Annotated in this window: 24 protein-coding genes; 6 read left to right on the forward strand and 18 right to left on the reverse strand. The window is 68.1% G+C overall.

All coding sequences use genetic code 11. From position 1 onward, the window contains the following. The first annotated feature begins 480 nt into the window (after positions 1-480). On the forward strand, positions 481-2055 hold the full coding sequence (locus ATO3_RS13095; RefSeq protein ID WP_088650301.1) for a gamma-glutamyltransferase family protein: 1575 nt from the start codon (positions 481-483) through the stop codon (positions 2053-2055). A gap of 110 nt (positions 2056-2165) precedes the next feature. Here ATO3_RS13095 and hspQ read toward each other — a convergent pair whose 3' ends face one another. Continuing rightward, the gene (hspQ, locus tag ATO3_RS13100) at positions 2166-2492 is read right to left on the reverse strand and encodes a heat shock protein HspQ (RefSeq protein ID WP_088650302.1); all 327 of its coding nucleotides are present in this window, start codon (positions 2490-2492) and stop codon (positions 2166-2168) included. A gap of 256 nt (positions 2493-2748) precedes the next feature. Here hspQ and ATO3_RS13105 point away from each other — a divergent pair, with 256 nt between their 5' ends. Next, on the forward strand, positions 2749-3327 hold the full coding sequence (locus ATO3_RS13105) for a transglycosylase SLT domain-containing protein (protein ID WP_088650303.1): 579 nt from the start codon (positions 2749-2751) through the stop codon (positions 3325-3327). 74 nt (positions 3328-3401) lie between these two features. On the opposite strand, the gene ATO3_RS13110 is transcribed toward ATO3_RS13105, so the two are convergent. The 4 genes from ATO3_RS13110 to ATO3_RS13125 form a co-directional block, all read right to left on the reverse strand. Beyond that, entirely contained in the window at positions 3402-4004 is a 603-nt protein-coding gene (locus tag ATO3_RS13110; protein WP_198963269.1) for a LolA family protein, read from the reverse strand. 409 nt (positions 4005-4413) lie between these two features. Next, complete coding sequence (locus ATO3_RS13115; RefSeq protein ID WP_088650304.1) at positions 4414-7755, reverse strand: DNA translocase FtsK; 3342 nt, start codon at positions 7753-7755, stop codon at positions 4414-4416. Between the two features lie 15 nt (positions 7756-7770). Further along, positions 7771-8952 (reverse strand): aminotransferase class I/II-fold pyridoxal phosphate-dependent enzyme, encoded by a 1182-nt coding sequence (locus ATO3_RS13120; protein WP_088650451.1) that lies wholly within the window; start codon positions 8950-8952, stop codon positions 7771-7773. Between the two features lie 160 nt (positions 8953-9112). Further along, the gene (locus ATO3_RS13125; RefSeq protein WP_088650305.1) at positions 9113-10444 is read right to left on the reverse strand and encodes an amidase; all 1332 of its coding nucleotides are present in this window, start codon (positions 10442-10444) and stop codon (positions 9113-9115) included. An 84-nt stretch (positions 10445-10528) separates the two neighbouring features. Between ATO3_RS13125 and ATO3_RS13130 the strand changes: the two genes are divergently transcribed. Further along, positions 10529-11755 (forward strand): UbiH/UbiF/VisC/COQ6 family ubiquinone biosynthesis hydroxylase, encoded by a 1227-nt coding sequence (locus ATO3_RS13130; protein WP_088650306.1) that lies wholly within the window; start codon positions 10529-10531, stop codon positions 11753-11755. 175 nt (positions 11756-11930) lie between these two features. On the opposite strand, the gene ATO3_RS13135 is transcribed toward ATO3_RS13130, so the two are convergent. Genes ATO3_RS13135 through trxA form a run of 3 tightly spaced genes read right to left on the reverse strand, consistent with a single transcriptional unit; the run spans position 11931 to position 13708 of the window. After that, complete coding sequence (locus ATO3_RS13135; protein WP_088650307.1) at positions 11931-12116, reverse strand: Trm112 family protein; 186 nt, start codon at positions 12114-12116, stop codon at positions 11931-11933. Then, positions 12113-12760 (reverse strand): LON peptidase substrate-binding domain-containing protein, encoded by a 648-nt coding sequence (locus tag ATO3_RS13140; RefSeq protein WP_088650308.1) that lies wholly within the window; start codon positions 12758-12760, stop codon positions 12113-12115. Before ATO3_RS13140 ends, ATO3_RS13135 begins: the two co-directional genes overlap by 4 nt. Positions 12761-12787: 27 nt before the next feature. Next, on the reverse strand, positions 12788-13708 hold the full coding sequence (gene trxA, locus ATO3_RS13145) for a thioredoxin (RefSeq protein ID WP_088650309.1): 921 nt from the start codon (positions 13706-13708) through the stop codon (positions 12788-12790). Positions 13709-13990: 282 nt separating this feature from the next. On the opposite strand from trxA, the gene ATO3_RS13150 reads away from it, so the two are divergent. Continuing rightward, positions 13991-15280, forward strand: coding sequence for a PQQ-dependent sugar dehydrogenase (locus tag ATO3_RS13150; RefSeq protein ID WP_088650310.1), 1290 nt, complete (start codon positions 13991-13993; stop codon positions 15278-15280). A 252-nt stretch (positions 15281-15532) separates the two neighbouring features. Here the strand turns inward: ATO3_RS13150 and ATO3_RS13155 are convergent, their stop codons facing one another. The 5 genes from ATO3_RS13155 to ATO3_RS13175 form a co-directional block, all read right to left on the reverse strand. Further along, positions 15533-15721: a hypothetical protein gene (locus ATO3_RS13155; protein ID WP_088650311.1), complete on the reverse strand. Its 189-nt coding sequence runs from the start codon at positions 15719-15721 to the stop codon at positions 15533-15535. Positions 15722-15938: 217 nt separating this feature from the next. Beyond that, a complete protein-coding gene (locus ATO3_RS13160; RefSeq protein ID WP_088650312.1) occupies positions 15939-16172 on the reverse strand; it encodes a DUF6894 family protein in 234 nt (77 codons plus the stop codon). Positions 16173-16201: 29 nt separating this feature from the next. Then, entirely contained in the window at positions 16202-16930 is a 729-nt protein-coding gene (locus ATO3_RS13165) for a Crp/Fnr family transcriptional regulator (protein ID WP_088650313.1), read from the reverse strand. An 11-nt stretch (positions 16931-16941) separates the two neighbouring features. Beyond that, a complete protein-coding gene (locus ATO3_RS13170; protein ID WP_088650314.1) occupies positions 16942-17598 on the reverse strand; it encodes a sensor histidine kinase in 657 nt (218 codons plus the stop codon). A 209-nt stretch (positions 17599-17807) separates the two neighbouring features. After that, positions 17808-18596 (reverse strand): exodeoxyribonuclease III, encoded by a 789-nt coding sequence (locus ATO3_RS13175; RefSeq protein WP_088650315.1) that lies wholly within the window; start codon positions 18594-18596, stop codon positions 17808-17810. Positions 18597-18691: 95 nt separating this feature from the next. Here ATO3_RS13175 and ATO3_RS13180 point away from each other — a divergent pair, with 95 nt between their 5' ends. Further along, on the forward strand, positions 18692-20107 hold the full coding sequence (locus ATO3_RS13180; protein WP_088650316.1) for a pyridoxal phosphate-dependent decarboxylase family protein: 1416 nt from the start codon (positions 18692-18694) through the stop codon (positions 20105-20107). Positions 20108-20111: 4 nt separating this feature from the next. On the opposite strand, the gene ATO3_RS13185 is transcribed toward ATO3_RS13180, so the two are convergent. Continuing rightward, entirely contained in the window at positions 20112-20405 is a 294-nt protein-coding gene (locus tag ATO3_RS13185) for an HNH endonuclease (protein WP_088650452.1), read from the reverse strand. A 75-nt stretch (positions 20406-20480) separates the two neighbouring features. On the opposite strand from ATO3_RS13185, the gene ATO3_RS13190 reads away from it, so the two are divergent. Further along, positions 20481-21683 (forward strand): TIGR03862 family flavoprotein, encoded by a 1203-nt coding sequence (locus ATO3_RS13190; RefSeq protein WP_088650317.1) that lies wholly within the window; start codon positions 20481-20483, stop codon positions 21681-21683. A 139-nt stretch (positions 21684-21822) separates the two neighbouring features. On the opposite strand, the gene ATO3_RS13195 is transcribed toward ATO3_RS13190, so the two are convergent. From ATO3_RS13195 to leuS, 4 genes are all read right to left on the reverse strand, one after another. Beyond that, positions 21823-22410 carry a glutathione S-transferase family protein gene (locus ATO3_RS13195; protein WP_088650318.1) on the reverse strand — a complete coding sequence of 196 codons (588 nt, stop codon included), beginning with the start codon at positions 22408-22410 and terminating at the stop codon, positions 21823-21825. A gap of 74 nt (positions 22411-22484) precedes the next feature. Then, entirely contained in the window at positions 22485-23513 is a 1029-nt protein-coding gene (gene holA / locus ATO3_RS13200; RefSeq protein WP_088650319.1) for a DNA polymerase III subunit delta, read from the reverse strand. After that, positions 23510-24043, reverse strand: coding sequence for an LPS assembly lipoprotein LptE (gene lptE, locus ATO3_RS13205; RefSeq protein WP_088650320.1), 534 nt, complete (start codon positions 24041-24043; stop codon positions 23510-23512). The genes holA and lptE overlap by 4 nt, the downstream gene beginning before the upstream one ends. Further along, positions 24030-26597 (reverse strand): leucine--tRNA ligase, encoded by a 2568-nt coding sequence (leuS, locus tag ATO3_RS13210; protein WP_088650321.1) that lies wholly within the window; start codon positions 26595-26597, stop codon positions 24030-24032. The genes lptE and leuS overlap by 14 nt, the downstream gene beginning before the upstream one ends. Positions 26598-26678: the final 81 nt, after the last annotated feature.

The raw sequence follows: 26678 nt of genomic DNA on the forward strand, positions 1-26678 counted from the left end.
CCCCATGTCCTTGAAAACGCGCGACGCCTCGGGGTCCGGGCCGCGTCCGGCATCTAATATCCTGGCCCGTCGCGCGCTGAAGCCGCGGTCTCGCCCGACCCACAAGATCCTGTCCCGCCCTGTACTGATCCCGTCCTCCCCCTTCCGCCGGACGGGGCCCGCGCCACGGCTTCACCGCTGACGAGGGCCAAGACCCCCACCTTGTCGCGCGCCCCGGGCCCGCGCCTCAAAACCGCCCCATTCGCTCCTAACTCGCGCCCAGAACCAGCGCCATATACACGACTGTAGCTGCTTTGAGCTTCCCTCGGCGTCGCGTTATCAACAGCCCCCACCCAGTGCGTGACGCCGAGGACTTCCCAAGCCAGCCCGACGCTTTCCCCCACATCCCCCCTTCCCCGCTGTCCACCATTGGGACGACTTGGCTTTCCCGGTCTCCGCTCGTAGTCTCCGCGCGATCAGAACAGCAAGGGACCGGGCCAGATGCGCGACTTTCACCAAACCGGCCGATCGGCCGTCTTCGCAACCGACGGCATGGTCGCCACCTCGCATCCCGTGGCCGCGCAGGCCGCGCTGGACATCCTGCGCCGGGGCGGCAACGCCATGGACGCCGCGATCTGCGGCGCCGTGATCCTCGGCATCGCCGAACCCCAGATGACCGGCATCGGCGGCGATTGCTTCGCCCTTATCTCGCGCCCGGGCGCGCCCGTCACCGCGATCAACGGTTCGGGCCAGGCGCCCGCCGCCGCCTCGGCCGCCGCGCTGCGGGCCGAGGGGCTGCCCGAGGTGCCCCTCTACAGCCCCCATGCGGTCACCGTGCCCGGCGCGGTCAACGCCTTCTGCCACATGTCCGAGACGGAAGGGAAATTGGGCCTCGACACCGTGCTCTCCCCCGCGATCCACTACGCCGAAGCCGGCATTCCGGTTGCCCCGCGCGTCGCCTTCGACTGGCCCGGGGAATCGGCCAAGCTGACCGGCGCCGCGCGGATGCATTTCCTGGTGAACGGCAAGCCGCCGACCACCGGCATGGTCTTCAACGCCCCCGGCCAGGCCGAGGTGCTGCGCCGCATAGCCAAGGATGGGGCAAAGGCCTTCTACCAGGGCGAGGTGGCCGAAGACATGGTCACTGCACTGCAGGCCGCTGGCGGGGTCCACACGCTGGAGGATTTCGCCGCCGTCTCGCACCGCAGCGATGCGCCGATCCGGGGCCGCTACAAGTCGAAGGACCTGATCGAGCATCCGCCCAACGGCACGGGCGCCACGGCGATCCTGATGCTCAACATCCTGTCGCGCTTCGACATCGCCGGGATGGATCCCTTCGGCGCCCAACGCGCCCATATCGAGGCCGAGGCCGCGAAGCTTGCCTATGATGCGCGCAACCGTTTCCTGGCCGATCCGGACCAGACCACGCGGCTGGATTACATGATCTCGGAAGAAACCGCCGACAAGCTCGCCGCGCTGATCGACCCGAAACGCGCCATGGCGGCGGCCGCGCCGATCACCGAAGCGGTCCACAAGGACACGATCTACATCACCGTGGTCGACCGCGACCGGATGGCGGTGTCGCTGATCTACTCGATCTTCCACGGTTTCGGCTCGGGCATCGCGTCCGAAAAGTTCGGCATCCTGTTCCAGAACCGCGGCGCCGGCTTCACGCTGCAAGAAGGCCACCCGAACGAGCTGAAAGGCGGCAACCGTCCGATGCACACGATCATCCCGGCCCTGCTGGCGACCGGCGACAAGGTCGAGATGCCCTTCGGCGTGATGGGCGGGGCCTACCAGCCCAACGGCCACGCGCGGGTGGTGACGAACATGGTGGATTTCGGCATGGATCCGCAGGACGCGCTCGACGCGCCGCGCTGCTTCTCGGATGCCGGCGAGATGAAGGTCGAACGCGGCTATTCCGACGCCGTCCGGGCCGAGCTGGCGGAGATGGGGCACAAGGTGATCATCCCCGATGCGCCCATCGGCGGCGCCCAGGCGATCCGCATCCACGACAGCGGTGTGCTTGAAGGGGCCAGCGACCCCCGCAAGGACGGCTGCGCGATCGGCTTCTGAGCGGCGTCCGCGAAGAGCTGTAGGGTGGGGTTTCACCCCACCGCACCCTGCGCACCGGTTGCCAGGCTGGCGGTGGGTTGGAAACCCACCCTACGCCCGCGTCCGGCGGCTTAGTTCAGCTGGAAATGCAGGGGGTAGGATCCGTCCTGGAACGGGCCGAACATGTCGGGGATATCCGGGTGATCGACCGGCTCGCCCGAGTAATCGGCCACGAGGTTCTGCTCGGACACATAGGCGATGTAATAGGTCTGATCGTTCTCGGCCAGCAGGTGGTAGAACGGCTGTTCCTTCCGGGGCCGGCTGTCCTCGGGGATGGATTCGTACCATTCCTCGGTGTTCGAGAATTCCGGATCGACGTCGAAGATCACCCCGCGAAACGGGTGCTTTCGGTGCCGCACGACCTGGCCGAGATGGTATTTGGCTTTTGTCTTCAACATCGCTTTGCCCCTACCTTCCGTTTTTACCGGGGACAAGCCATTCTGTCCAATCACGTCGCGAGACCTGCGGGAAACACTCGGTTGAAAACCAGTCAACCCCCTGGGAACCAAGATCAAAACCGGGGCCAGCGGGGATATGCCAATATGGGCCGATCCGGCACCTTCTGCATGGTTCCGTGAACAATGCAAATGTGATTCCACATTTGTGCCAATTCGCGTAAAATGACCCCAATAACAAAGACCGAGCAGTCCGATCATGATCAGGTTTCCCCTCGCCCTCGGCGTGGTTCTTCTGCTGGTGTCCTGCAGCACCGGCTACAAGACCGCGCCCGCAAATCTCGACGACGCCTGCAGCATCATTGCGCAGCGGCCCGAATACATGCGCGCCTTCCGCAAGGCGGAACGCAAGTGGGGTGTGCCGGTGCATGTGCAGATGGCCACCATCTACCAGGAGAGCAAGTTCATCTCGAACGCGCGCACGCCGCATCAATTCGTGCTGGGCGTGGTGCCGGTGGGCCGGCAATCCTCGGCCTATGGCTATGGTCAGGCGCTGGACGGCACCTGGGACGAATACCGCCGGGTCACGGGCAATCGCGGCGCCAAGCGCGACCGGATCCGTGACGCGACCGATTTCATGGGCTGGTATTTCAACCGTACGCTCAAGACCAACGGCATTCCGCTGGACGATGCCGAGCGCCAGTACCTGGCCTACCACGAGGGCCATTCGGGCTATGCCCGCGGCTCCTATCGCAGCAAGGCCTGGCTGATGCGTGTGGCCAACGAGGTCGACAGCCGCGCCACGGTCTACGGGTTGCAACTGGCCGATTGCCGCTGATCCCGGAACGGGGCTGTCATGGGACAGCCGCGCGCCCCCGAAGAGGCGCAGGCCCGGCGCCGGGCCGGGCGGTGCTAGCGATTCGACCCGGACCTGGCCCGGCTGGTGGAGAACAGGCCCGAGGACAGTGACATCCCCGTCTCCATCCCGCCCAGGATGACCGTGGTCGCCATGCCCGAGCTGTCATGGATGACCCATTTCCGCAGTTCGATCGGGTCGTCCGTGAACATCATCTCGATGCGGCCGTAATCGGGGTTCTCCGGGTCCTGGGCCGTGACGATCGTCGCGGTGCCATCGTAGCTGTGGCCCACCACCATGTTGGCCCGGCCCAGGTCCACCCGGGGCGCCAGGATGATCGACAGGGGCGTCCGGTCCAGCGGATAGCTTTCGGCCGGCTGGTTGGATTTCGGGTCGACGATCACCACCGCCCCCGCCCCCGCGACCATCAGCGCGTCGTTCGGCGGGTCGTATTCGAACCGCGCGCGGCCCGGCCGCATCAGGTAAAGTGTGCCGGTCGCGAGCGAGCCGTCGTCGCTGACCTGCGTGAACGGCGCCCGGGCCGTCTTTACCCCGTTGAGATAGGCCGACAGCGCAGGCAGCGAGATCTTCTCGGCCGCGGCGGGGCCGGCGGCGCAGAGGGCCGCAGCGGCGGCGAGGAAATGGCGTCTTTTCAGCATGGGTCTCATGTAATGTGTTCCGGCGTCCGGCCCAAGTCCGGCGCGGCACCGTGAGCGGAAATGTGAAACGCGGTGACGGGCGCGGTGTTCCCCGGGCCGGGGATGGACGGGCGCGCCAGCATGGCCGGCGTGGGGCCGGTCGAGGCGGAGCGTTTGAGGTATTTGGGCAAAGGTGAAGACAGGGGGGGGTGGCGCCCTGCTGCGGATGGACGGAGGGCCGCAGAGGGTGGTCCGGAGTATTTTGTCCAAGAAGCAGGGGGACGGCGCGAGGCTGTGACCGTGGCGCTGCCAGGCATGGTCCGCGGTTGGGGGAACGCTCTTGCAGGCCTGTGCCGGGCATCGCCGGCGCACCGGGGTGGGTGGGCGGGAGGGGAGCCGGCGATGAACGGCGCGCCATCCCGCGCGACGCCTATTGCTGTTCCGGCACCAGGATCTCGCGCTTGCCCACGTGGTTGGCGGGCGAGACCAGGCTCTCTTCTTCCATCTGCTCGACCAGGCGCGCGGCCTTGTTGTAGCCGATGCCCAGCTTGCGCTGGATGTAGGAGGTCGAGCACTTGCGGTCCTTGATCACGATCTGCACCGCCTGATCGTAGAGCGCGTCCTCGCCGTTGGTATTGCCGCCCAGGCCCAGCACCGCGTCGATGTCGCTTTCGCGTTCCTCGTCGGGGCCTTCCAGCACGTTGGCCATGTATTCCGGCGGGCCGTAGGCCTTGAGGTGGTTCACCAGGTCCTCGACCTCTTCGTCCGAGACGAAGGGCCCGTGGCAGCGCGTGATCTTGGCGCCGCCGGCCATGTAGAGCATGTCGCCCATGCCCAGCAGCTGTTCGGCGCCCATCTCGCCCAGGATCGTGCGGCTGTCGACCTTCGAGGTCACCTGGAACGAGATCCGCGTGGGGAAGTTCGCCTTGATCGTGCCGGTGATCACGTCGACCGAGGGGCGCTGCGTGGCCATGATCAGGTGGATGCCGGAGGCCCGCGCCATCTGCGCCAGGCGCTGGATGCAGGCCTCGATCTCCTTTCCCGCGACCATCATCAGGTCGGCCATCTCGTCGACGATGACCACGATATAGGGCATCTTCTCGGGGATGATCTCCTCTGTCTCGAAGACCGGATCGCCGGTTTCGTCGTCAAAGCCGGTCTGCACGGTGCGCGAGAAGGTCTCGCCCTTGGACAGCGCATCCTCGACCCGGCCGTTGTAGCCGTCGATGTTGCGCACGCCCATCTTGGACATCTTGCGATAGCGCTCTTCCATCTCGCCCACGGTCCATTTCAGCGCGACAACCGCCTTCTTGGGGTCGGTCACCACCGGCGAGAGCAGGTGCGGGATGCCGTCATAGACCGACAGTTCCAGCATCTTCGGGTCGATCATGATCAGCCGGCATTCGTCCGGCGTCAGGCGGTAGAGCAGCGACAGGATCATCGTGTTGATCGCCACCGACTTGCCCGACCCCGTCGTCCCGGCGATCAGCAGGTGGGGCATTTTGGCCAGGTTGGCCACCATGGATTCGCCGCCGATGTCCTTGCCCAGGGCCAGCGGCAGGCGCATGTTCGTGTCGCCGAAATCGCGGCTGGCGAGGATCTCGCGCAGCACGACCATCTCGCGCTTGTCGTTGGGCAGTTCGATCCCGATCACCGACCGCCCCGGCACCGTCGACACCCGCGCCGACAGCGCCGACATCGACCGCGCGATATCGTCGGCCAGGCCGATCACGCGGCTGGCCTTCAGGCCCGGCGCCGGCTCCAGCTCGTACATGGTGACCACCGGGCCGGGGCGGACGGAGACGATCTCGCCCTTCACGCCGTAATCGTCCAGCACGTTCTCCAGCATCCGCGCGTTCTCCTCGAGCGCCTCGTCGCTCAGGTGGTGGCGCTGGATCGTGTCCGGGCTCATCAGCAGGCTGAGCGGCGGCAGCTCGTATTTCTGCTCCTGCTCGTCGAAGGAGAGGCTTGGCTGGGCCTCGGCCCGGGCACGTTTGGACGGTTGCGGCGCCTTGCGGGTCGGGTTCTGGACAACCTTCTTCGGCTCCGCCACCGGGATCGGCGCGGCACGGGGAATCACGCGGGGGCCCGTGTCGTGACCGGCGTCATCAAGGCTGTCGTGGGCGTCGTCGTAGGCATCGACGTCGTCGTGATCGTCGCTGCCGCCGAAATCGTCCTGCTCCGCCATGCCTTCGGGCATGGGCGCGGGCTTGGGCGTGGGCGCGGGCGAGGGCGCCACAACGGGACCCACGGCGCGGCGCGGCTGGTAGGGGGTGACGTTCGATTCGATATAGTCGCCGTAATCCTCTTCCAGCACCTCGGTGAACGCGGCCTCGTCTTCGCGCGCGCCCTCGAAGCCGGGGGCGACCATCTGCTCGGGCTCGGCCCGGCGCGCGCCAGGCGCCTGGGCCCGAAGCGGCGGTTCGGGCTTCAGCCCGGCGGCGGCCGGCACGTGGCGCGACAGCGGCGGCTCAGGCGGCAGCGCGATCTCGTCCTGTCCGGCCGACATCGCCTGGGCCACCGTCGGGGCCGCCGCGACCGGCGGCGCCGCCTTGAAGATCAGCGGCTGCGGGCCACGGCCCCTGCCCCGGGTCAGCGGCTTGGTCGGATCGTCCACCGGCGCCTCGGGCTCGGGCTGCCCCCGCCGGGTGCGGCTGCGCACCGCGTCGGCGATGCGGGCGCGGATCCGGTCGTCCGAGATCTCGTCGTCTTCAAAGTCCGGCGGATAGGTTTCGACCAGCTCCGGATCGGGCATCTCGTCCGCGATCGGTTCGGCCCGGCGGATCAGCGAGGGCATCCGCGACAGCAGGCCGCCACGCTCGGGCTGCGGTTCGACCCGGGGCTCTTGCGTGGCGCGCAGCGCGGCCGGCGCCGGGGGGACGGCATTGGGGGCCGGAGCGGCGAGGGGGGGCATCTCGTCCTGCGCGGAATAGGCGTCATCGTACCGGGCCGGCGCCGCGGGGATGGACCGGTTGATTGCCACCGAGGGCGCAGTGGAGACCCGGGGAGCCGCGGCCGCTTCTGCCGCGAAGGCCCCGGCCTGGGCCTCGGCCTCGGCCTCGGCCCGGCGCTGCGCCCGCATCTGGGCGCGCATCCGCGCGGCGTCCGACGCGCCCCTGGCGCCCTTGCCCAGAACCGACAGGATCGCGCTGTAGCCCATCACGATCCCCAGCACGAACAGCCGCAGGATCCGCGACAGCTCGGCCCGGGTAAAGCCCATCACGAAGAAGGCCAGGACCAGCGTCACCAGCCCCATGCACAGCCCGGTCAGCTTCACCGCCAGGTGCGACCCGATCGGCAGCAGCGTCAGCAGCGCGCCCATCGCCGTATCGCCGAACAGCCCGCCCAGCCCGAAGCTGTGCGTCGCGCGCCAGTCCGCGCCGGGCACCAGCGTCGCGGCATAGACCGACAGCACGCCGACCGCGATCGGCGCGAAGATCAGGCGGCTCACCGCGCGCTCTTCGCCGATATGCAGCAGGAACCGCAGTCCCCAGGCCAGAAAGATCGCCCCGAAGCCCAGGGCGCCCCAGCCCACAACCATGAACAGCGGCGCCGCGATCGACGCGCCCGGCCGGCCCAGCCAGTTCTGCACGGCGGCATCGGTCGAAACCATCCAATTCGGGTCATCGGGCGTGTAGGACAGGATCATCGCCATGGCGGCGACCCCGAGGCCCAGAAGCACGATGCCGATCAGCTCCTTGCCGCGCCGTTCGATGGCGGCCTGCATGTTGCTGTCCAGGAGCGGATCGCGACTGCGGGTGTTGTATGCCATACCAGACCTCGGTTCTTATGAAAAAAGGCAGTCGCGTAGCGTGATCAGCCCGCGCTGCATGTCATCTTTGGGCGCCACCATGGCGACGCGAATATACCCGGCGCCCGGATTGGCGCCATCGACGGTTTGCGACAGGTAGGCGCCGGGCAGAACCCGCACGCCGGTCTCGGTCCAGGCCTTCAGCGCCGCCGCCTCGCCGTCCTCGACCGGCAGCCACAGGAAGAACCCGGCTTGCGGGCTCTCGTAACCCGGCACGTTACCAAAGATCTCGTCCGCGACGGCGAATTTCTCCTGGTAGAGGGCGCGGTTCTCGGCCACGTGCGCCTCGTCCGCCCAGACCCGGGCCGCGGCCGCCTGCAGCGGGTTCGGCAGCGGTGCGCCGGCATAGGCCCGCAACTGCTTCATCCGCTTCATGTTCTCGGGCCCGCTGACCACGAAGCCCGAGCGCAGACCCGGCAGGTTCGACCGTTTGGACAGCGAATGGAACGACAGCACCCGCTCGGGATCGGCGCCGATCTCCTGCGCGACCTGCAGCGCGCCCACCGGGGGCGCATCGCGGTAGATCTCGCAATAGCATTCGTCGGCAAAGACCTTGAAATCATGCTTCTCCGCCAGCCCCAGAAGCGTCGTCCAGTATGCGCGCGAGGCGATGGCGCCCTGCGGATTGGCCGGCGAGCAGATATAGACGATGGCCGTGCGGTCCAGCACCTCCGGGGCGACGCCGGTGAAATCCGGCAGGTGCCCGCTCTCGGCCGTGGCGGGCACGAAACGCGGCTCTGCCCCCACCGAAAGCGCGGCCACCATGTAGACCTGGTAGAAGGGATTCGGCGCAAGGACGACCGGTTTCGCGCCGGCCTTCGTCTCGGGACACAGCGCCATGGCCGCGTTGTACAGCCCTTCGCGTGTGCCGTTCAGCGGCAGGACCTGGGTGGCGGGATCGACCGTCACGTCGTAGCGCCGCGCGATCCAGCCGGCGATCGCCTCAAGCAGGTCGGGCGTGCCGTCATTGGCGGGATAGTCGTTGAACCCTGCGGCATTTTCCATGATCACATCGGTAACCCATTGGGGAAACTTGTGTTTCGGTTCCCCAATCGTCATGTGCACCACGTCGCCGCCCGGCGCGTGGGGATCAAGAAGGGCCCGCAAACGCGGGAACGCGTATGCCGGCAGTTGCGAAAACCGCTCAGGAAAATTCATCTGCATGCCTCGGGTCGGGGTCGTTCACGCCCCGTTACCCCGAAGGATAGCCAGCGCCCGGCCCCCCGTCCACAAAAACGCGGTTAATCCGGTGCGAATGTGGCATTCGGGCCATGCGGGCCCGGCGGCCAGCGCCCGGCACCGGCCGCCGGGGCGGTGCCTAGCCCCGAAGCGCGGCCTCGGCCGCGACACCCAGACGCAGCAGCGCCTCCTCGCCTTCGGGCGGGCCCAGAAGCGTAACGCCGCAGGACGGCACGCCCGTCGGCAGGGTCAGCCCGCACAGCCCCATCAGGTTGCCGATCCGCGTGTTGCGCAGGGTCAGCAGGTTCTCCGTCCGGTAGTAATCCTCGTCGTCGATCAGCCGCTGCAGGTTCGGCGGCAGGTTCGGCGCCGAGGGCACGATCACCGCATCAAGCGCCGCCGTCGCGGCATCCCAGGCGATCCGGTAGCGCTGCAGCGCCGCCCAGCCGGCCACGTAGTCCGGCGCCGAAACCTCGGCCCCGGCCCGGAAGCGCGCCAGGATCTGCGGGAACATCTTCTCCGGCGCGGCTTCGATCACGTCGCGCCACAGCCCATAGGCCTCGGGCGCGTAAAGCACCGGCGACAGGTCCATCGCCGGCAGAAGCTCGGGCACATCCAGCGGGATCATCCGCGCGCCCGCCTTTTCCAGCCTGGCGCGCGCCATCTCGAAGGCCTCTGCGGGGCCGTCGCGCAGATCGTCATGCGCCACCGTCTTCAGCACCCCGATCCGCGCGCCCGACAGGCTCGCGCCCCGCAGGTCGGGCGCCACGGTCCCTGCCATCGCCGCCATCGCCAGCGCCGCGTCCTCCACCGTGCGGCACAGCGGCCCCACCGTGTCGAACCTCAGGCAAAGCGGCACGACCCCTTCCAGGCTCAGCCGGCCCGAAGAGGTCTTCAGCCCCACCAGGTCGTTCCAGGCCGCCGGCACCCGCACCGACCCGCCGGTGTCCGACCCGACGCCCAGCGGCGCGAGGCCAAAGGCCACCGAGGCCGCCGCCCCCGAAGACGACCCGCCCGGCACGGCATCCTTGTCGTTCACATTCGGCGGCGTCTCGGTGACCGGGTTGTAGCCCAGCCCGGAAAAGGCCAGTTCGGACATATGCGTCTTGCCCAGGCAGACCGTGCCCATGGCCGTCGCGTTCTGCAGCACAACAGCATCGCGCGCCGGGATCCGGTCGGCCAGCAGGGCGGTGCCCGATTCCGTCGCCACGCCCGCGGTATCGAACAGGTCCTTCCAGCTGAACGGCACCCCGTCCAGCACCGAGCGCCGCTGCCCCGCCTGCGCGCGCGCCCGCGCGGCCCCGGCCTCGGCCCGGGCGCGGTCATGGGTGACGCGGGCATAGATCCGGTCGCGCAGCTCCGAGGCGTCGATCGCCTCAAGGAACGCCTCGGTCAGCTCCACCGGGTCGATCTCGCCCTTGCCGATCCCGCGCCCCAGGTCCCCCGCGCTCATGCTCAACCAGTCCGACATGTCCACTCCGTTCGCTGCATTGCAGAGACGGTAGCGACAGCACGACCGGTGGACAATCCCGAAGCTCTGTCCATATTGCAGAGCATGAAAACGGACTTTGATATCCTGATCGTCGGCGGCGGGCTGACCGGCCCCGCACTGGCCCTTGCCCTGGCCCAGGCCGGGCTGCGCAGCGCGGTGATCGACGCCCTGCCCGAACCGGTGCTTGCCGATGCGGGCTTCGACGGGCGCTCCTACGCGCTGGCGCTGGGATCGCAGCGCCTTCTGAAGGCCCTCGGCACCTGGGAGGCGATGGCGGATCAATCGCAGCCGATCCTGGATATCGAGGTCTCGGACGGCCAGGTCGGCCAGGGCCCCGGGCCCTTCGGCCTTGCCTTCGACCATGCCGAAACCGAAGACGGCCCGATGGGCTACATGGTCGAAGACCGGCACGTGCGCCGCGCGCTCCTGTCGGCCATGGCGTCCGAGCCGCGCGTCACCATGCTTAACGGCGTGACAGTCACCGCGCAGGACACCAGCCCCGGCGCCGCCTCGATCACGCTCTCCGACGGCAGCACCCTCACCGGCCGCCTGCTGGTCGGCGCCGACGGCCGCCGCTCCGGCACCGCCCGGCGCGCGGGCATCGGACGGGTGGAATGGGGCTATGGCCAGACCGCTCTGGTCTGTGCGCTGTCGCACGCAAAACCCCACAACGGCGTGGCCCGCCAGATCTTCCTGCCGCAGGGGCCGCTGGCGATCCTGCCGCTTACCGGCAACCGCTGTTCCATCGTCTGGAGCGAGGAAGACCGCCTGGCCGCCGAGATCCAGGCCATGTCGCCCGCCGATTACCTCACCGCCCTCGCCCCCCGCTTCGGCGATGTGCTGGGCGACCTGGACCTGGCCGGAGACCGGTTCACCTATCCGCTCAACCTGACGCTGGCTCGCCGCATGACCGACGACCGCCTGGCGCTGGTCGGTGACGCGGCCCATGGCGTCCACCCGATCGCGGGCCAGGGTCTGAACGCGGGCTTTCGCGACGTGGGCGCACTGGCCCAGGTCCTGGTCGAGGCCCTGCGCCGCGGCGAAGACATCGGCGCGCCTGACGTACTGGACCGCTACGCGCTGTGGCGCCGCGCCGACACGGTCAGCCTCGCTCTGGCTACAGACGCCTTCAACCGCCTGTTTTCCAACGACAACCCCCTGCTCCGCGCGAGCCGCGGGATCGGCATGGGGCTGGTCAACGCCCTGCCCGCCCTGCGCCGCGGCCTGATCCGGGAAGCGGCCGGCACCGCCGGAGATGTCCCCTTGCTGCTGAAGGGGGTCCCCCTCTGAGGCCAGCGCCGGTTGACGCGTTGCTTTGGAGTATTTGTACAAAGATGAAGACAGGGGACGCCGCGCCGCTGCCGGCATTCTCGCAGGATGGACGGAGCGGCGGGCCGCCCCCTGGCGCCGTCTTCCAATCTTCATCTTTGCAAAAATACTCAATCCGACCGTGCCACCGGCACTGTCAGTCGAGTTTGCGCGCCTCGTCCACCAGCATGATCGGGATCCCGTTGCGGATCGGGAATGCCAGTTTGCCGGGCTTGGAAATCAGCTCCTGCGCCGCGGCATCGTAGCTCAACGTGGCCTGCGTCAGGGGACAGACCAACGCCTCCAGCATGTGGCGGTCGGCATCGCCGTGGCCCCGGCTCATTGCAGGGTTTCCTCCGAAGCACCGCCGCGCAGCGCGAATTCGATCAGGGTCACCAGCGTTTCGCGGCGGGTCGTCAGCGAGGGCGCCTCGAGCAGGGCCTGCTTGTCCTCGGGGTTGAAGTCCAGAAGCATCGACAGGGAATTGACCAGCAGTTCGTCTTCCGCCTCTTTCAGCGTGTCCCAGTCCGTCGACAGTTTCTGCGCCGCGAAGAACCGTTCCAGCAACGCCAGGAAGGCGGCGCGGTCGAAGGCGGGGTCCTCCTCGGCCTCGCCGAGGTCGCGGCCGAACCCCTCCCAGCTGACATCGCAGCGGCGGTAGGGGGTGAAGCCCTGGACCTCCTGCCGGATCCGGAAGCGCGACGCGCCGGTCAGCGTGATCAGGTAACGCCCGTCCTCGGTTTCGGAGAATTGCGTGACCCGGCCGGCACAGCCGATGGCGTAAAGCCCCGGCCCGCCTTCGCGCCCCGGCACATGGTTGGGCTGGACCATGCCGATCAGCCGCTCCCGCGTTTTCAGCGCATCCTCGAACATCTGCAGGTAGCGCGGTTCGAACACGTGCAGGGGCAGGCGCGACCGGGGCAGCAAAAGCGCTCCGGGGAGGGGAAACACGGGTAGCGTCTCGGGCAGATCTGCGGGCTTTATCATGTGGGGATAGTTAGCCCTCTGGTCCCGTCAGGCAAATATCATCGAGCTCAGTTTCCGACGCCCGTTCAGCACCACCGGATCGTTGGGCTTGAGCGCGTCGAAGATGGTGAAAAGCTGTGCCTTGGCCGCGCCCTCGTTCCACTCGCGGTCGCGCTTGAACAGCTCCAGCAGCTGGTCCACCGCCTCGTCGACCTTGCCGTTGGCATGCAGCGCCAGGGCCAGGTCGAACCGCGCCTGGTGATCCTCCGGTGCCGCCTCGACCGCCGCCATCAGATCGGCCAGCGGGCCGGCTCCCGCGGCCTGGCGCGCAAGTTCCAGCTGGGCGTGGGCCGCCTCCAGCGGGGCGGCATGCGAGATCTCGGCCGGGGCGCCGTTGAGGATCGCCTCGGCCTGGTCGAGATCGTCCATCGCGATATGGGCCCGCACCAGCCCGCCGTAGGCGCCGGCATGTGCCGGGTCTTCCTCGAGCACGGCCGCGAAGGTCTGGGCCGCGTCGACGGCCGCGCCCTCGGTCAGCATCGCCTCGGCCGCCTCGACCGCATCGTCAAGCCCGGCGCCCGGCGCCTCGCCACCCGCGGCCGCGATCACCCGGTCGACGAAGGCGTCGATCTCGGACCCAGGCAGCGCGCCCTGGAACCCGTCGACCGGCTGGCCCTGCCAGAAGGCATAGACCGTCGGGATCGACTGGATCTGCAACTGCCCGGCGAGCATCTGCGCCTCGTCCACGTTGACCTTGACCATTTTCACCGCGCCCTTCGCGGCGGTGACGGCCTTTTCCAGCATGGGCCCCAGCGTCTTGCACGGCCCGCACCAGGGGGCCCAGAAATCGACGATCACCGGAACACTCTGCGACTGTTCCACCACGTCCGCCATGAAGGTGGCTTCGCTGCTTTCCTTGATCAGGTCGTCCGCGGGGGCGCCCTCGGCGCCGGACATCAAATCCATCATGAGCGTATCTCCTTCGCGCTTGCCCCCTATATGAAGGTGACGGCCGCGGAAACCAAGGGGCGCGTTGGACAGAAGGGCGCGCAGCCGGCCCCTGCCCCCGTCGCGGTCCGCGCAGGCCGGACCTTGCCGTTGCCGCCGGCCCCGCGCTGCCACTCAATTGTGCTCAGGGCGGTCTTCGCACCCGCCCGCGCCCACGGGATGGATGACGCCGCCCCGGCGTTCCTGTTAACAGGTCTCCGATGCCGCGCTGACGCGACGGCCAGAATGATCGAGAGGACCATCATGGATTTCTACGCCCGAGTTGCCGAGGTTGTCGGGGGCGCGATGATCCGGCTGCGCCACATGTCCGAGCCCGGCGTCGCCGCCTTCGGCACGGCGCCGAAGATCCCCGAAGCGCGCAAGCAGGGGATCATGACACTGAAGATGCCGACCGCGAAGGGCTGGGCCCCGGGCCAGGTGCCGACGGCGGCCGAGGGGCTGAAGGTCAACGCCTTCGCCACCGATCTCCTGCATCCGCGCTGGATCGAGGTGCTGCCCAACGGCGACGTGCTGGTCGCCGAGGCCACTGGCCGCACCACCGAGCCCGACACCTTCATCGAGAAGGTCCGCCAGGCCACCATGCGCCGCGCCCGCGCCATCGGCGAAAGCGCCAACCGCATCACGCTCTGGCGCGATCCGGACGGCGACGGCGTGGCCGAGGAACGCCATGTCTTCGTCGAAGGCCAGAACCAGCCCTTCGGCATGGCCCTGAAGGACGGCACCTTCTACGTCGGCAACACCGACGGCATCGTCACCTTTTCCTACGAGGACGGCGCCACCCAGCTGACCGGCCCGGGCGAAAAGATCATCGATTTCAAGCCGCACGGCCACTGGACCCGCAGCCTGCTGCTCTCACCCGACCGCACGAAGCTTTATGCCGGGGTCGGATCGCTGTCGAACATCGGGGACGAGGGGATGGAGGCCGAGGAAGGCCGCGCCTGCATCTGGGAGCTGGACCTGCAGACCGGCGGGTCGAAAATCTTCGCCTCGGGCCTGCGCAACGCGGTCGGCATGGCATGGGAGCCTTCGACCGGCGCGCTCTGGACCGTGGTCAACGAACGCGACGGGCTGGGGGACGAGACCCCGCCGGATTACCTGACCTCGGTGGTCGAAGACGGTTTCTACGGCTGGCCCTATTGCTACTGGGACGGGATCGTGGACGACCGCGTGCCGCAGGACGAAGCGCTGGTCGCCCGGGCGATCAAGCCCGATTACGCGCTTGGCGGGCATACCGCGTCGCTGGGCCTGTGCTGGATGCCGGAGGGCACGCTGCCGGGCTTCGGCGAAGGGATGGTGATCGGCCAGCACGGATCGTGGAACCGGTCGACGCTGAGCGGCTACAAGCTGATCTTCGTGCCCTTCTCGGACGGCAAGCCTTCGGGCGTGCCGCGCGACATCCTCTGGGGCTTCCTGTCGGAGGACGAGCAGACCTCGTACGGGCGGCCCGTCGGCGTCGTGGTGGGGCCGGACGGCAAGTCGCTGCTGATGGCCGATGACGTGGGCGACGTGATCTGGCGCGTGACCGGAGCGTGACGCGGCCCTGCCGGGGCTTCGGCCCCGCATCACATGGTAGTGCGACATGAAAAGCCCCCGGACCGGGACAGGTCCGGGGGTTTTGTCTTTCCGGGTCCGACGGATGGACCGGGCCGGGAATCATGATCCGTCCCCGTCGCCGGTCCGTTGCCGTCCCGTCTCCGGAGCAGCGGGCGCGCCCGGCCGTCAGAAACCATCCGCGCGACCGGGGCTCCGGTCACGCGGTGACGTCAGGACGCGATCCGCTCAGGCTCAGGCCGGCGGAAGCGGCGCGCAGACCAGGGCGCCCGATTCCAGCGTCGCCAGGTCGTACCCCACGCTGCAGCTCGGCGTGCCGAACTTGTCGTAGGTCGGCTGGACATAGACCGGCTCGGGCTCGGGCTGCGAACAGGCGGCCAGGGTGATGCCCATTGCGGCAACGGCGAAGTAAACGGTTTTCATTCGGAATTTCCCTCGTTTGAAGCTCCAACACCCCTGAGCCTAGGGCGTGAGTCGGCAGTGCCAAAAGGATTCACTTCACGGAGCCGTGTATCGGCGGTTGTCAGCCGGTCCCGCTGGGTTTTGCCCGCTCCCGCGCCGCTGCATCGCCCCGCCCACGGGCGTCCATGATTTATCGCCCCGCCCACGGGCGCACGTTGATTGTCCTCCGCGCGCGAGCCTATTCGATCCAGTCCTCCACGACAGACAGGCTGGCATGAAAGATCGGGCGCTTGTTCTGATCGCGGACCGTGACGCAGACCGAATAATTCGCATCCGCCGGCATTTGCTCCCCGGCAATCGGGGCAAGGACGGCCAGGGCCTCCTGGCGGGCCTCGGCACGGTTCGCAAGGTCGGTCCCGACCTCGTCGTAATAATCTTCACCGGTCTTGATATCGAAGTAGAAGAGCGTCATGTCGGCCCCTCCTTTCGGGTTTTATTAAGTCAGGCGCCCGGTGCATCCGCCCGTGGGGGCGGGAGATGAAGGTAATCCCCCTCGAATTCCGCGAATGCCTCCAGGGCGTCGTAGTTCGGGATCGCGACCCGGCTGTCCTGTACGTTGATCAGCCCCTCGCTGCGCAGCCGCGACAACACGCGCTGCGCATGGACCGTCGATATTCCCAGGATGTCGGCCAGCTCGTCCTGGGTCAGGGGCAGCAGGGAATCGTACATTTCGTCGACCGCCCGCAGACGCGAATGGACCTCGCAGAACAGATGCGCCATCTTCTGTTCGGCCCGGCGGCGCCCCATGTTCACAAGCCATTCCCGCAGGATGGCCTCGTCCACCAGCGTCGACCAGAACAGGGCCCGGCGGATCCGGGGGAAATTGTCCAACAGGTCGTCGATCGTCTCCCGCGGGATCTTTACCAGCCGGCAATCGGTAAGCGTTCCGATGCTGTGATCCATCCGCCCCAGGATCGCGACGTTGAGATCGCAGATGTCGCCCGGCAGCATCAGGGCCACGATGGCCCGCCGCCCGTCGGGAAGCAGCTTGTACCGGCAGACCATCCCGCTAAGCACGAGGTTGACGCATTCCGGGTCTTCACCATGCCGGATCAGATCCTCACGCGGCCCCATGCGGAAATCGTCGGACACCACCTCGGCCAGCCGCTTCACGTCTTCCTGTCCAAGCGGTCCGGCATTGCTCAGTTTTCGGGCCAGCACATTCGGCATTCGCGATCCATTCAGCCATTTGCGTTGTTCAACGTCGCAATCGACTCCGGGATATTAACTGAAAATTCGACGATTAACACGGTTCCGCCGTCGGTGCGGTCCTGCCAGACGGCCGAACCGCCAATTTCCCCGGCAAGAGACCGCACGATCCCCGTTCCGCTGCCGTGGCCAGGCCGGGACGCGCTGTGCCGCAGCCCCACGCCATTGTCCTCGACCCGCAAACGGCAGGTCTGGTCCTCGGACAAGGTGGCCTCGATGCGAATCTCGCCGGTGCGATTGTCCGGGAAGGCATGTTCCAGACTGTTGGACACCGCTTCCAGAAGGATGCGGGCGGCGTATTCCGAGATCTGCGGCGGCATCGTCGTGTTTCGGTCCCGGCGCAGGACAACGCCGATCCCCTCGGCGACGCCAAGCCTGACCCAGTGCGGCTCCATCAGGTCCAGGAACCCGCCCAGGTCCCCCAGATCCGCACGCGCCAGCGCCTTGGACTGGCTCGCGACCGAGCGGATCTGGTCCAGCACCTCGCCCAGGCGGCGCCGGGCCTCGTCGTCCTGGCACTCGGCCAGCTGACGCCGGGTATAGGATTGAATCATCTGGAACCCATTGCTCATGCGGTGACTGATCTCCGCGACACGCAATGGATCCGTATTGAATGTTGGGGTATCCATCAAAATGGGCCTCCATGCTTGGTGCGTTAACGCTTAGCATGGAGATTCGCGCGGCCGCTGTCCCCCACATATGATGGATCGCGGCATGTCTTGCGCGTGGAACCGCCGAACGTATCGGCGGAAATCCCTAAGAAACGGTAAATGCGCCCTCGCAACCCATTGTTATTGTTGGACCCGGAAAGTGTCCCACGCGTGGGACACCCGATGTCTCACAGGTCGAAGATCGCGAAGACCGGCGCGTGATCGGACGGTTTGTCCCAGCCCCGCGCGGCGCGCAGGATACGGCTGGAATGGCCCGCGTTCGAAATGTCGGGCGTCGCCCAGACATGGTCCAGCCGCCGTCCCTTGTCCGCCGCGTCCCAGTCCGGCGACCGGTAGGACCACCAGGAATAGAGGTTCCCCTCCGGCAGGTCCTGACGGGTGATATCCACCCATTTCCCGGCCTCCCGGGTCTCGGCCAGGTGCTCGACCTCGATCGGGGTGTGGCTGACCACCTTCAGCAGCTGCTTGTGATTCCACACGTCATCCTCGCGCGGGGCGATGTTCAGATCGCCCACCAGGATCGCCTTCTCCGGCGCCTCCGCGCGGAACCAGTCCCGCATCTCGGTCAGGTAGTCCAGCTTCTGCCCGAACTTCTCGTTCACCTCTCGGTCCGGCTTGTCGCCGCCCGCGGGGACGTAGAAATTGTGGATCGTCACCCCGTTCTCCAGCTTGCCCGCCACGTGGCGGGCATGGCCGAGCTTCGCGAAATCCTTCTCGCCCGCGTCTTCCATCGGCAGCTTCGACAGGATGGCCACGCCGTTGTAGCCCTTCTGTCCGCGCGCCACCATGTGGCGGTAGCCGAGTGCCTCGAAGATATCGAAGGGGATCTTCTCGACCGGCGACTTGCATTCCTGCAGGCACAGCACGTCCGGCGCCTCCTCGCGCATCAGATGCGTGACAAGCGCCGCGCGCAGGCGGACCGAGTTGATGTTCCAGGTGGCGATGGTGAAGGGCATGGGATGTCTCCGGAAAAGCACCCCTGCCCTACCGCATGCGACCGGCCGATCCAACCGGCTTGACGGCATCGCCGGCCCCGGTTTCAGTCAGCCCCATGAGCGACAAGACCCGCCACGAGGGCCACCATATCGACCCCGACGACTGGGACGATTTCGCGACCGCGATGCACGGCGTGCTCGACGCCTGCCTCGCCCGGCTGCAGGCCGCCCGCGACCTGCCCTGGCAACCCGTGCCGCCCGGGTTCGCCGAGACTGTCGCGCTCGACGGCACGGCGCAGCCCTTGCCCGGGGTGCTGGACCGGATGACCGGCCCGATCATGGCCCAGGCCACCGGCAACACCCATCCCCGTTTCTGGGGCTGGGTCCATGGCACCGGCCTGCCCGTGGGCCTGGCCGCAGAGCTTGTCGCCGCCACGATGAACGCCAATACCGGCGGCCGCTGGCAGGGCGCGGCCGAGGTCGAGCGCGCGGTGCTCCACTTCCTGCGCGACACCGCCGGCATGGCCGGGGACGCCTTCGGCATCCTCACGGGCGGCACCTCGCAGGCGACGATCCTGGCGCTGACCACGGCGCGCACGAAGCTGTTTGGCGCCGGGATCCGCCAAACAGGCCTGGCCGGGCTGCCGCCGGTCCGGGTCTACGTGGCCGAGGGCGGCCATTCCTGCATCGACAAGGCGCTGGAGATCCTGGGCCACGGCACCGACAGCCTGACCCATATCCCCACCGATGCCGGTCACCGCATGGACCTGGATGCCCTGCGCGCCCGGATCGCCGCCGACCGGGCCGGGGGGATCGAACCGCTGGCCATCGTCGGCACCGCCGGATCGGTCGGCATCGGTGCCTTCGACGATCTGGACGCGCTCGCCGATCTGGCCACGGCCGAGGATATCTGGCTGCACATCGACGCCGCCTTCGGCTTCTGGATCCAGCTGGCCGAGGCGCCCTGGCGCGACCTTGCCCGGGGCATCGGCCGGGCCGACAGCATCGCGCTGGATCTGCACAAGTGGATCGGCGTGCCCTATTCCTGCGGCGCCTGCCTGATCGCGGATCACGACCTGCACCGCGCCGCCTTCACCAGCCGCCCCGATTACCTTGCCTCGGGCGCCGAGGGGCTGGCCGGCGGCGACCTGTGGTTCTGCGATTACGGCATGGACCTGTCGCGCGGATTCCTGGCGCTGAAAGCCTGGGCCGCCTTCGCCGCCCACGGGACCGAAGCCTTCGGCCGCGCCATCACCGACAATTGCCGCCAGGCCGCGCTGATGGGCCAGCTGGTCGAGGAGGCGCCCGAGCTTGAACTCGCCGTCCCTGTGATCTCGAACATCTGCTGTTTCTACCCGGGCAAGGCCGATCCGGCCGACATCGCGGCGCGGCTGCAGACCGAGGGCACGGCGGTCTTCTCCACCGGCAAGGTCGCGGACCGCCCCTGCCTGCGCGCCGCCATCGTGAACCACCGCACAACCGGGGCGGACATCCGTGCCGCCATCGATGCCGTCCGCGCCGCCATCGCCTGAGGCCCTATCGTTTCCGCCTCCGCCCCGGCACCTTCGAATGGAACCCCGGCGGCCGCTTGCGCACCCAGGCGATGAACTTGGCCAGCCGCGGATGCCCGCGCAGCGCCTCGACCGAGTTGTACTGCGCCGCCAGCTCGGCCTCGGTCAGCGTCGCGTGGATCTCCAGGTGGCAGATATGGTGCAACAACACGACCGGCCCGCCCTTGCCGCCCTTCAGCTTCGGGATCAGGTGATGCAGGCTCTGCCTGGCCTCTCCCGGGATCGGGCGGCCGCAAAGCGGGCAGATCGGGTCCTCCATCGCGTCGTTCACCGTCACGTCTTTCCCTGTCGCGCCATCCCCCATAGATGAAGGGCTCCGCAGCCAAGGCAAGCCATGACCCGACCGACATCCCCCAGGACCGCCCTCGTGATCGGCGGAGGCCCCGCCGGGCTGATGGCGGCCGAGGTGCTGTCGGGCGCAGGCCTGCATGTGACCCTGGCCGAGGCCAAGCCCTCGATCGGGCGCAAGCTGCTGATGGCCGGCAAATCCGGGCTGAACCTGACCAAGGCCGAGGCGCGAGAGCCCTTCCGCGCCGCCTATGCCGAGGCCACGCCCTGGCTGGCGCCGATGCTGGACGCCTTCGGGCCGGAAGAGGTCATGGCCTGGGCCGAGGGGCTGGGGCAGCCGCTCTTTACCGGGTCCAGCGGGCGGGTCTTCCCGGTGGCGATGAAGGCCTCGCCCCTGCTGCGCGCGTGGCTCGCGCGGCTGGACGCGGCGGGGGTGAAGGCGCATGTCCGCTGGCGCTGGACCGGCTGGGACGGTGCGGCGGCGCTGTTCGACACGCCCGAGGCGGTGCGGCGCGTGACGGCGGATGTCACGATCCTGGCGCTTGGCGGCGCCAGCTGGGCGCGGCTTGGCGCCGATGGTCTCTGGGCGCCGGTGGTCGCGGAAGACGGCGTGCAGGTCGCGCCGTTCGCCCCCGCCAACGCGGCGGCCTGCGTGGACTGGTCGGCGCATATGGCGCCGCTGACGGGCCAGCCGGTGAAGGGCGTGGCCTGGCGCGCCGGAGCGCATGTGTCACGCGGCGAGGCGATCCTGGGGCGACACGGGCTGGAAGGCGGCGGGATCTACGCGGTCAGCCGGGGCCTGCGCGAAGGCGCGCCGCTGCTGGTGGACCTGGCGCCGGACCTCGACGCACAGGCGCTTGAGCAGCGGCTGGCCCGGCCGCGGGGCAAGGCAAGCTGGGCCAATCACCTGCGCAAGGTGCTGAAGCTCGACCCGGTGAAACGCGCCCTGCTGATGGAATGCGCCCGGCCCCTGCCGCAGGACCCGAAGGCGCTGGCCGGCGTGATCAAGGCGCTGAAGGTCCCGGTCGCGAGCCTGCGCCCGATGGACGAGGCGATCTCCACCGCCGGGGGGATCACCCGCGCCGCGCTGGACGATCACCTGATGCTGCGCGCCCGGCCCGGCACCTTCGCCGCGGGCGAGATGCTGGACTGGGAGGCCCCGACGGGTGGTTACCTGCTGACCGGCTGCCTGGCCACGGGCCGCTGGGCGGCACAGGGCGCACTGGACTGGCTGTCAGGGCGGGACTGAGCACCCCTGTGCAAGCCCTCCCAGCAAAGCCCGCCCGCGCGCCGGAGCGAGGCGCGGGGTGGGCGGGTGGGAGCGTCCTCGGGAACGGGGCGCGGGCGGGCTTTGCACGGTGGGCTTTGCACGGCGCGCGCGCCCGGCCTTACGCCTTCGCGCGGACCGCCTTGTATGCATCGCGCGACCGCAGGGCCTTGCCGTAGGCCTGCATCTTCTCGCTCTCGATCGGGAATTCGGCCAGCGTCGCCCAGCCGATGCAATGGCCCAGAAGGATGTCGGCGATCGTCATCGTCTCGCCCATCAGGTAGGGGCCCTCGAATTCCGCCGCCAGCCGCTCCATGTTGCGGCCGAATTCCCATTTCAGCGAGGGGATCACCTCGGGCACGCGATGCGCCTTGGGCAGGATCCGCCCGTGCCGCGCCGCCATCCAGAGCAGCGCGTCGAATTCGTCGTTCACCCGCTCGGTGAACCCGTCCTGGCGGCCGCGCTCGACCGTGCCCGCCTCGAAGGTCAGGGCGCCGTGGCGGTCGGCAAGGAAGGTCATGATCGCCACCGAATCGGTCAGGATCGCGCCGTCGACCTCAAGCGCCGGGATCTTGCCCAGCCCGGAGACCGCGCGCACCGTGTCGCTTTGCGGCCCGGCATCGACAAGCTCGTATTCCAGGCCGATCTCCTCCAGTGCCCACAACACCCGGAACGCGCGCGAGGCCACCTGGCCATAAACCTTGATCATCTGTCACTCCCTGTTCGCGGGCCGCCCCGGGATCCGCAGTCTGCGCGCCCGGGTCATCCCTTGCGCCGACAGGCTTAGCGCGACCGCGACAACATGGCGAGCCGGATCAGCGCGCGTTCCATCACCGCCATGGCCGGGGCGGTCTGTCCGGCGGATCTGAGGGCAAGATCGGTGTCGGTAAGCAGGGTCAGGGCGGTCTGCAGCTTGTCCGGCCCCCAGTCCTGGGCCTGGCGCACCACCTTGTCGCGGCGCGGCCCGTAAAGCGGCGGGCGCAGGCGGCCGACGCCGGCGGCAGGCCCGCCGGGATCGGCGGCGGCGGTATAAAGCATGCGGAAATGGCGCATCGCGGTGATGCAGATCGTCACCGCATTGATCCCCTGCCCCTGCAGGCGCCGCACCAGCGGCCCGACCTCGCCCCCCTGCCCCGAGGCCACCATGTCGATCAGCGTATCGGTCCCGGCCTCGGTCGACCGCGGCGCGCAGGCCTCGATATCCTCAAGGCTCAGCGGCGAGGCATCGCCCAGCTTGTAAAGCGCGATCTTCTCCACCGTCTTGGCGAAATCCCCGGGGCTGAGCTCCTGCGCGAGGCTCGCAAGCGCGCCGGCACTGTCTGCGGGGATGTCGCGCAGACCGGCCTCGCCCAGGGTGCGCTCGATCTCGGCCCGGGTGGGCGGGTTGTCGTAGATCGCGGCGACCACCGCGCGGCGGTGACCCTCGAACAGCTTGCGCAGTTTCGACGCCGGTTTCAGCGCGCCGGCGGTTACCAGGACAAAGGCATCGCCCGGCGCCCAGTCTTCAAGCGCCTGCGCCACGGCGACATGGGCATTGTCCGGCGTTTCCTCGACAAAGACGCACCTGGGCCCGGGGAAGAAGCCGGTGGCCTTGACCGCATCCAGCAGCGCGGCCGGATCCTTGCGCAGCTCGGCGCCCGGCATGCGGGTCAGGCGCATTTCTTCCTCGGCATTGGGGCCCAGCAGCGCCTTCAGCACCTGCTGGCGCTTCAGCGCGACGCGCATTCCGTCCTGGCCGTAGATCAGCAGGCCGGAGCGGTCCGCGTCGGGTTTGGCCAGGAAGGCCTCGGCGTCGCGGGCGGAGAGCTTCACGAGCCGCTGGCCCCGGTTGCGGTGGGATCCGGCGGCAGCAGCGGCTGCGCGGTGTCGACGGAGGTATAAAGCTCGGCCACCAGCTGATCGGCGAGGATCACCATCAGCCTGCGCACGGCGTCGCGTTCCGCCGACAGCGTGTCGACGGTGGAGCCCGAGGCGGAATAGCCGGCGAAGTTCTCGACATTGCCGGCCGCCATCACGGCGCCGTCCGAGGCGCGGACCAGCACGTAATCGACCCGCCCGACAAGGTTATAGCGGGTGATGTCGCCCGAGGCGGTCACCGCCTGGCCCGATTCGATCGTGGTGATGTCGTAATTCAGGCGATAGGCCGCGTTGGCCGGCCGGCCAAGCTTTTCCTCAAGCCGGCGGACCAGCATGTAGGCCTCTTCGCTGTCGGGCTCGTCCGCGCGGATTTGCCCCTGCAGCGCGGTGCCGATCCCGTCCGGTCCGTAGACCGGCGTGAAGCCGCAGCCCGCCGCCAGAAGCGGCAGGGCCAGCAGCAGGGCTCTGCGATCAGACCACCACATTCACGATACGGCCGGGCACGACGATGACCTTCTTGGGCGTCCCGCCATCCAGCGCCTTCTGCACGGCATCCATTTCCAGCGCCATCGCCTCGACCTCCGCCTTGTCGGCATCCTTGGCCACCTGGATCTCGGCCCGGCGCTTGCCGTTGACCTGCACCGGCAGGGTGACCGTATCCTCGACCAGGTATTTTTCCTCGGCCACCGGCCAGGGTGCGGTCACAATCATGCCCTCGCCGCCCTGCGCTTCCCAGATCGCTTCCGACAGGTGCGGGGTCATCGGCGCCATGAGCTGCGCGAGCGTCATGATGGCAAAGCGCTGCGCCTCTTTCCCGGCCTTCGATTTCGACAGCAGGTTGGTGAAGGCGTAGAGCTTGGCGATGGCGGCGTTGAAGCCGAAGCTTTCGACGCCCTGGGTCACGTCGAAGATCGCCTTGTGGGTGGCGCGGATCAGCTCCTCGTCGCCCTCGCCGCCCCCTTGCGGGTCCGTCTCGGCAATCTTCACCGACAGGGACCAGACGCGCGACAGGTGCTTCGACGCGGCCTCGGCGCCCGAGGCGGTCCATTCCACGTCACGCTCCGGCGGGCTGTCGGAGAGCACGAACCAGCGCGCCGTGTCGGCCCCGAAGGAGGAGATGATGTTGAGCGGATCGACCACGTTGTTCTTCGACTTCGACATCTTGGCCGAGGGGATGATCTCGACCTCGGCGCCGCCGTCCTTGAGGAAGGCCTTGCCGTCGCGCAGGTCCACGTCCTCGGGATAGTGATAGACCGGGCGGCCGTTGTCGCCCACGGATTGGTAGATCGCGTGGGTCACCATGCCTTGTGTGAAGAGCGCGTCGAAGGGTTCGCGCGCGCTTTCGGGCAGGTGGCCGGTCACGTTCATCGCGCGGGCGAAGAAGCGGGAATAGAGCAGGTGCAGAATCGCGTGCTCGATTCCGCCGATGTACTGATCGACGTTCATCCAGTACTCGGCATCCGCCATGTTCGTCGGCGTATCAGCGCGCGGCGCGGTGAAGCGGGCGTAGTACCAGGAGCTGTCGACGAAGGTGTCCATCGTGTCCGTCTCGCGCTTCGCCGGGGCGCCGCATTTCGGGCAGGCCACGTCGCGCCAGTGCGGGTGCCGGTCCAGCGGGTTGCCCGGGATCGAGAAGTCGATCGGCTTGCCGTTGCCCTCATCATAGGGCAGCTGGACGGGCAGGTTTTCCTTCTTCTCGGGCACGACACCGCAGGTGTCGCAATGCACCACCGGGATCGGGCAGCCCCAGTAGCGCTGCCGCGAGAGGCCCCAGTCGCGCAGGCGGAAGTTGGTCACGCCCTTGCCCCAGCCCTGCGCCTCGGCAAAGTCGATGGTGGCGTCGATCGCCTCCTGCCCGGTCGCCTCGTCCAGCCCTGCGAAATGGTCGACCCACTTCACCTTTTCGGTCTTGGGCGGCACGAAGGCCTCGGTCGCGACCGGCGTCGGGTTGTCGAGCGCGAAGAAGGTGTCCTTCACCGGCAGGTCGTATTTCCGGCAGAAATCGAGGTCGCGCTGGTCATGGGCCGGGCAGCCGAAGATGGCGCCGGTGCCGTAATCCATCAGGATGAAGTTCGCGATCCAGACCGGGAGTTCCCAGTCGGGGTTCAGGGGGTGCTTGACCTTCAGACCGCTATCCAGGCCCAGCTTCTCGGCCTTTTCCAGCGCCTCTTCGGTCGTGCCACCGCGGCGGCATTTCGCAACGAAGTCGGCGACTTCCGGATTCTCGGCCTCAAGCTGCTTGGCAATCGGGTGATCGGGCGAGATGCCGACGAAGGACGCTCCCATCAGCGTGTCGGGGCGGGTGGTATAGACCTCGATCTCGCCGCCGTCGGTGCGTTGAAACGCGAATTGCAGGCCGCGCGACTTGCCGATCCAGTTCTGCTGCATCAGCTTGACCTTGGCCGGCCAGCTGTCCAGCCCGTCGATGGCGTCCAGCAGTTCCTCGGCCATCGAGGAGATGTTGAAGAACCATTGCGTCAGCTCGCGGCGTTCGACATCCGCGCCCGAGCGCCAGCCCTTGCCGTCGATCACCTGTTCATTGGCCAGCACGGTCATGTCGACCGGGTCCCAGTTCACCACGGCGTTCTTGCGGTAGACGAGCCCGGCTTCGAGGAAATCGAGGAACAGCGCCTGCTGCTGGCCGTAATATTCGGGATCGCAGGTGGCGAATTCGCGGGACCAGTCGATCGACAGGCCCAGTGGCTTCATCTGGTCCTTCATCGTGGCGATGTTGCCGTAGGTCCAATCCTTCGGGTGGCCGCCGCTGGCCATCGCCGCGTTCTCGGCCGGCATGCCGAAGGCGTCCCAGCCCATCGGGTGCAGCACCGAATGGCCTGTCGCCAGCTTGTAGCGCGCGATGACGTCGCCCATCGTGTAGTTGCGCACATGGCCCATGTGGATGCGCCCCGAGGGATAGGGGAACATCTCGAGCACGTAATACTTGGGCTTGCCCTCCTGGCGGACGGCCTTGAAGACATCGGCCTTGTCCCAGGCCTCCTGCCATCTGGCCTCGATCTCGGCTGCGGAATATCGCGACATGCGGTCTTGGTCCTCGGATAACGTAAGAAACGCCGGGCTGCGGGCGGCCCGGCGTCCTGATAATGCGAACCGGCGGTCGAT

Source organism: Marinibacterium profundimaris, assembly GCF_002210095.1.
Classification (GTDB): domain Bacteria; phylum Pseudomonadota; class Alphaproteobacteria; order Rhodobacterales; family Rhodobacteraceae; genus Marinibacterium; species Marinibacterium profundimaris.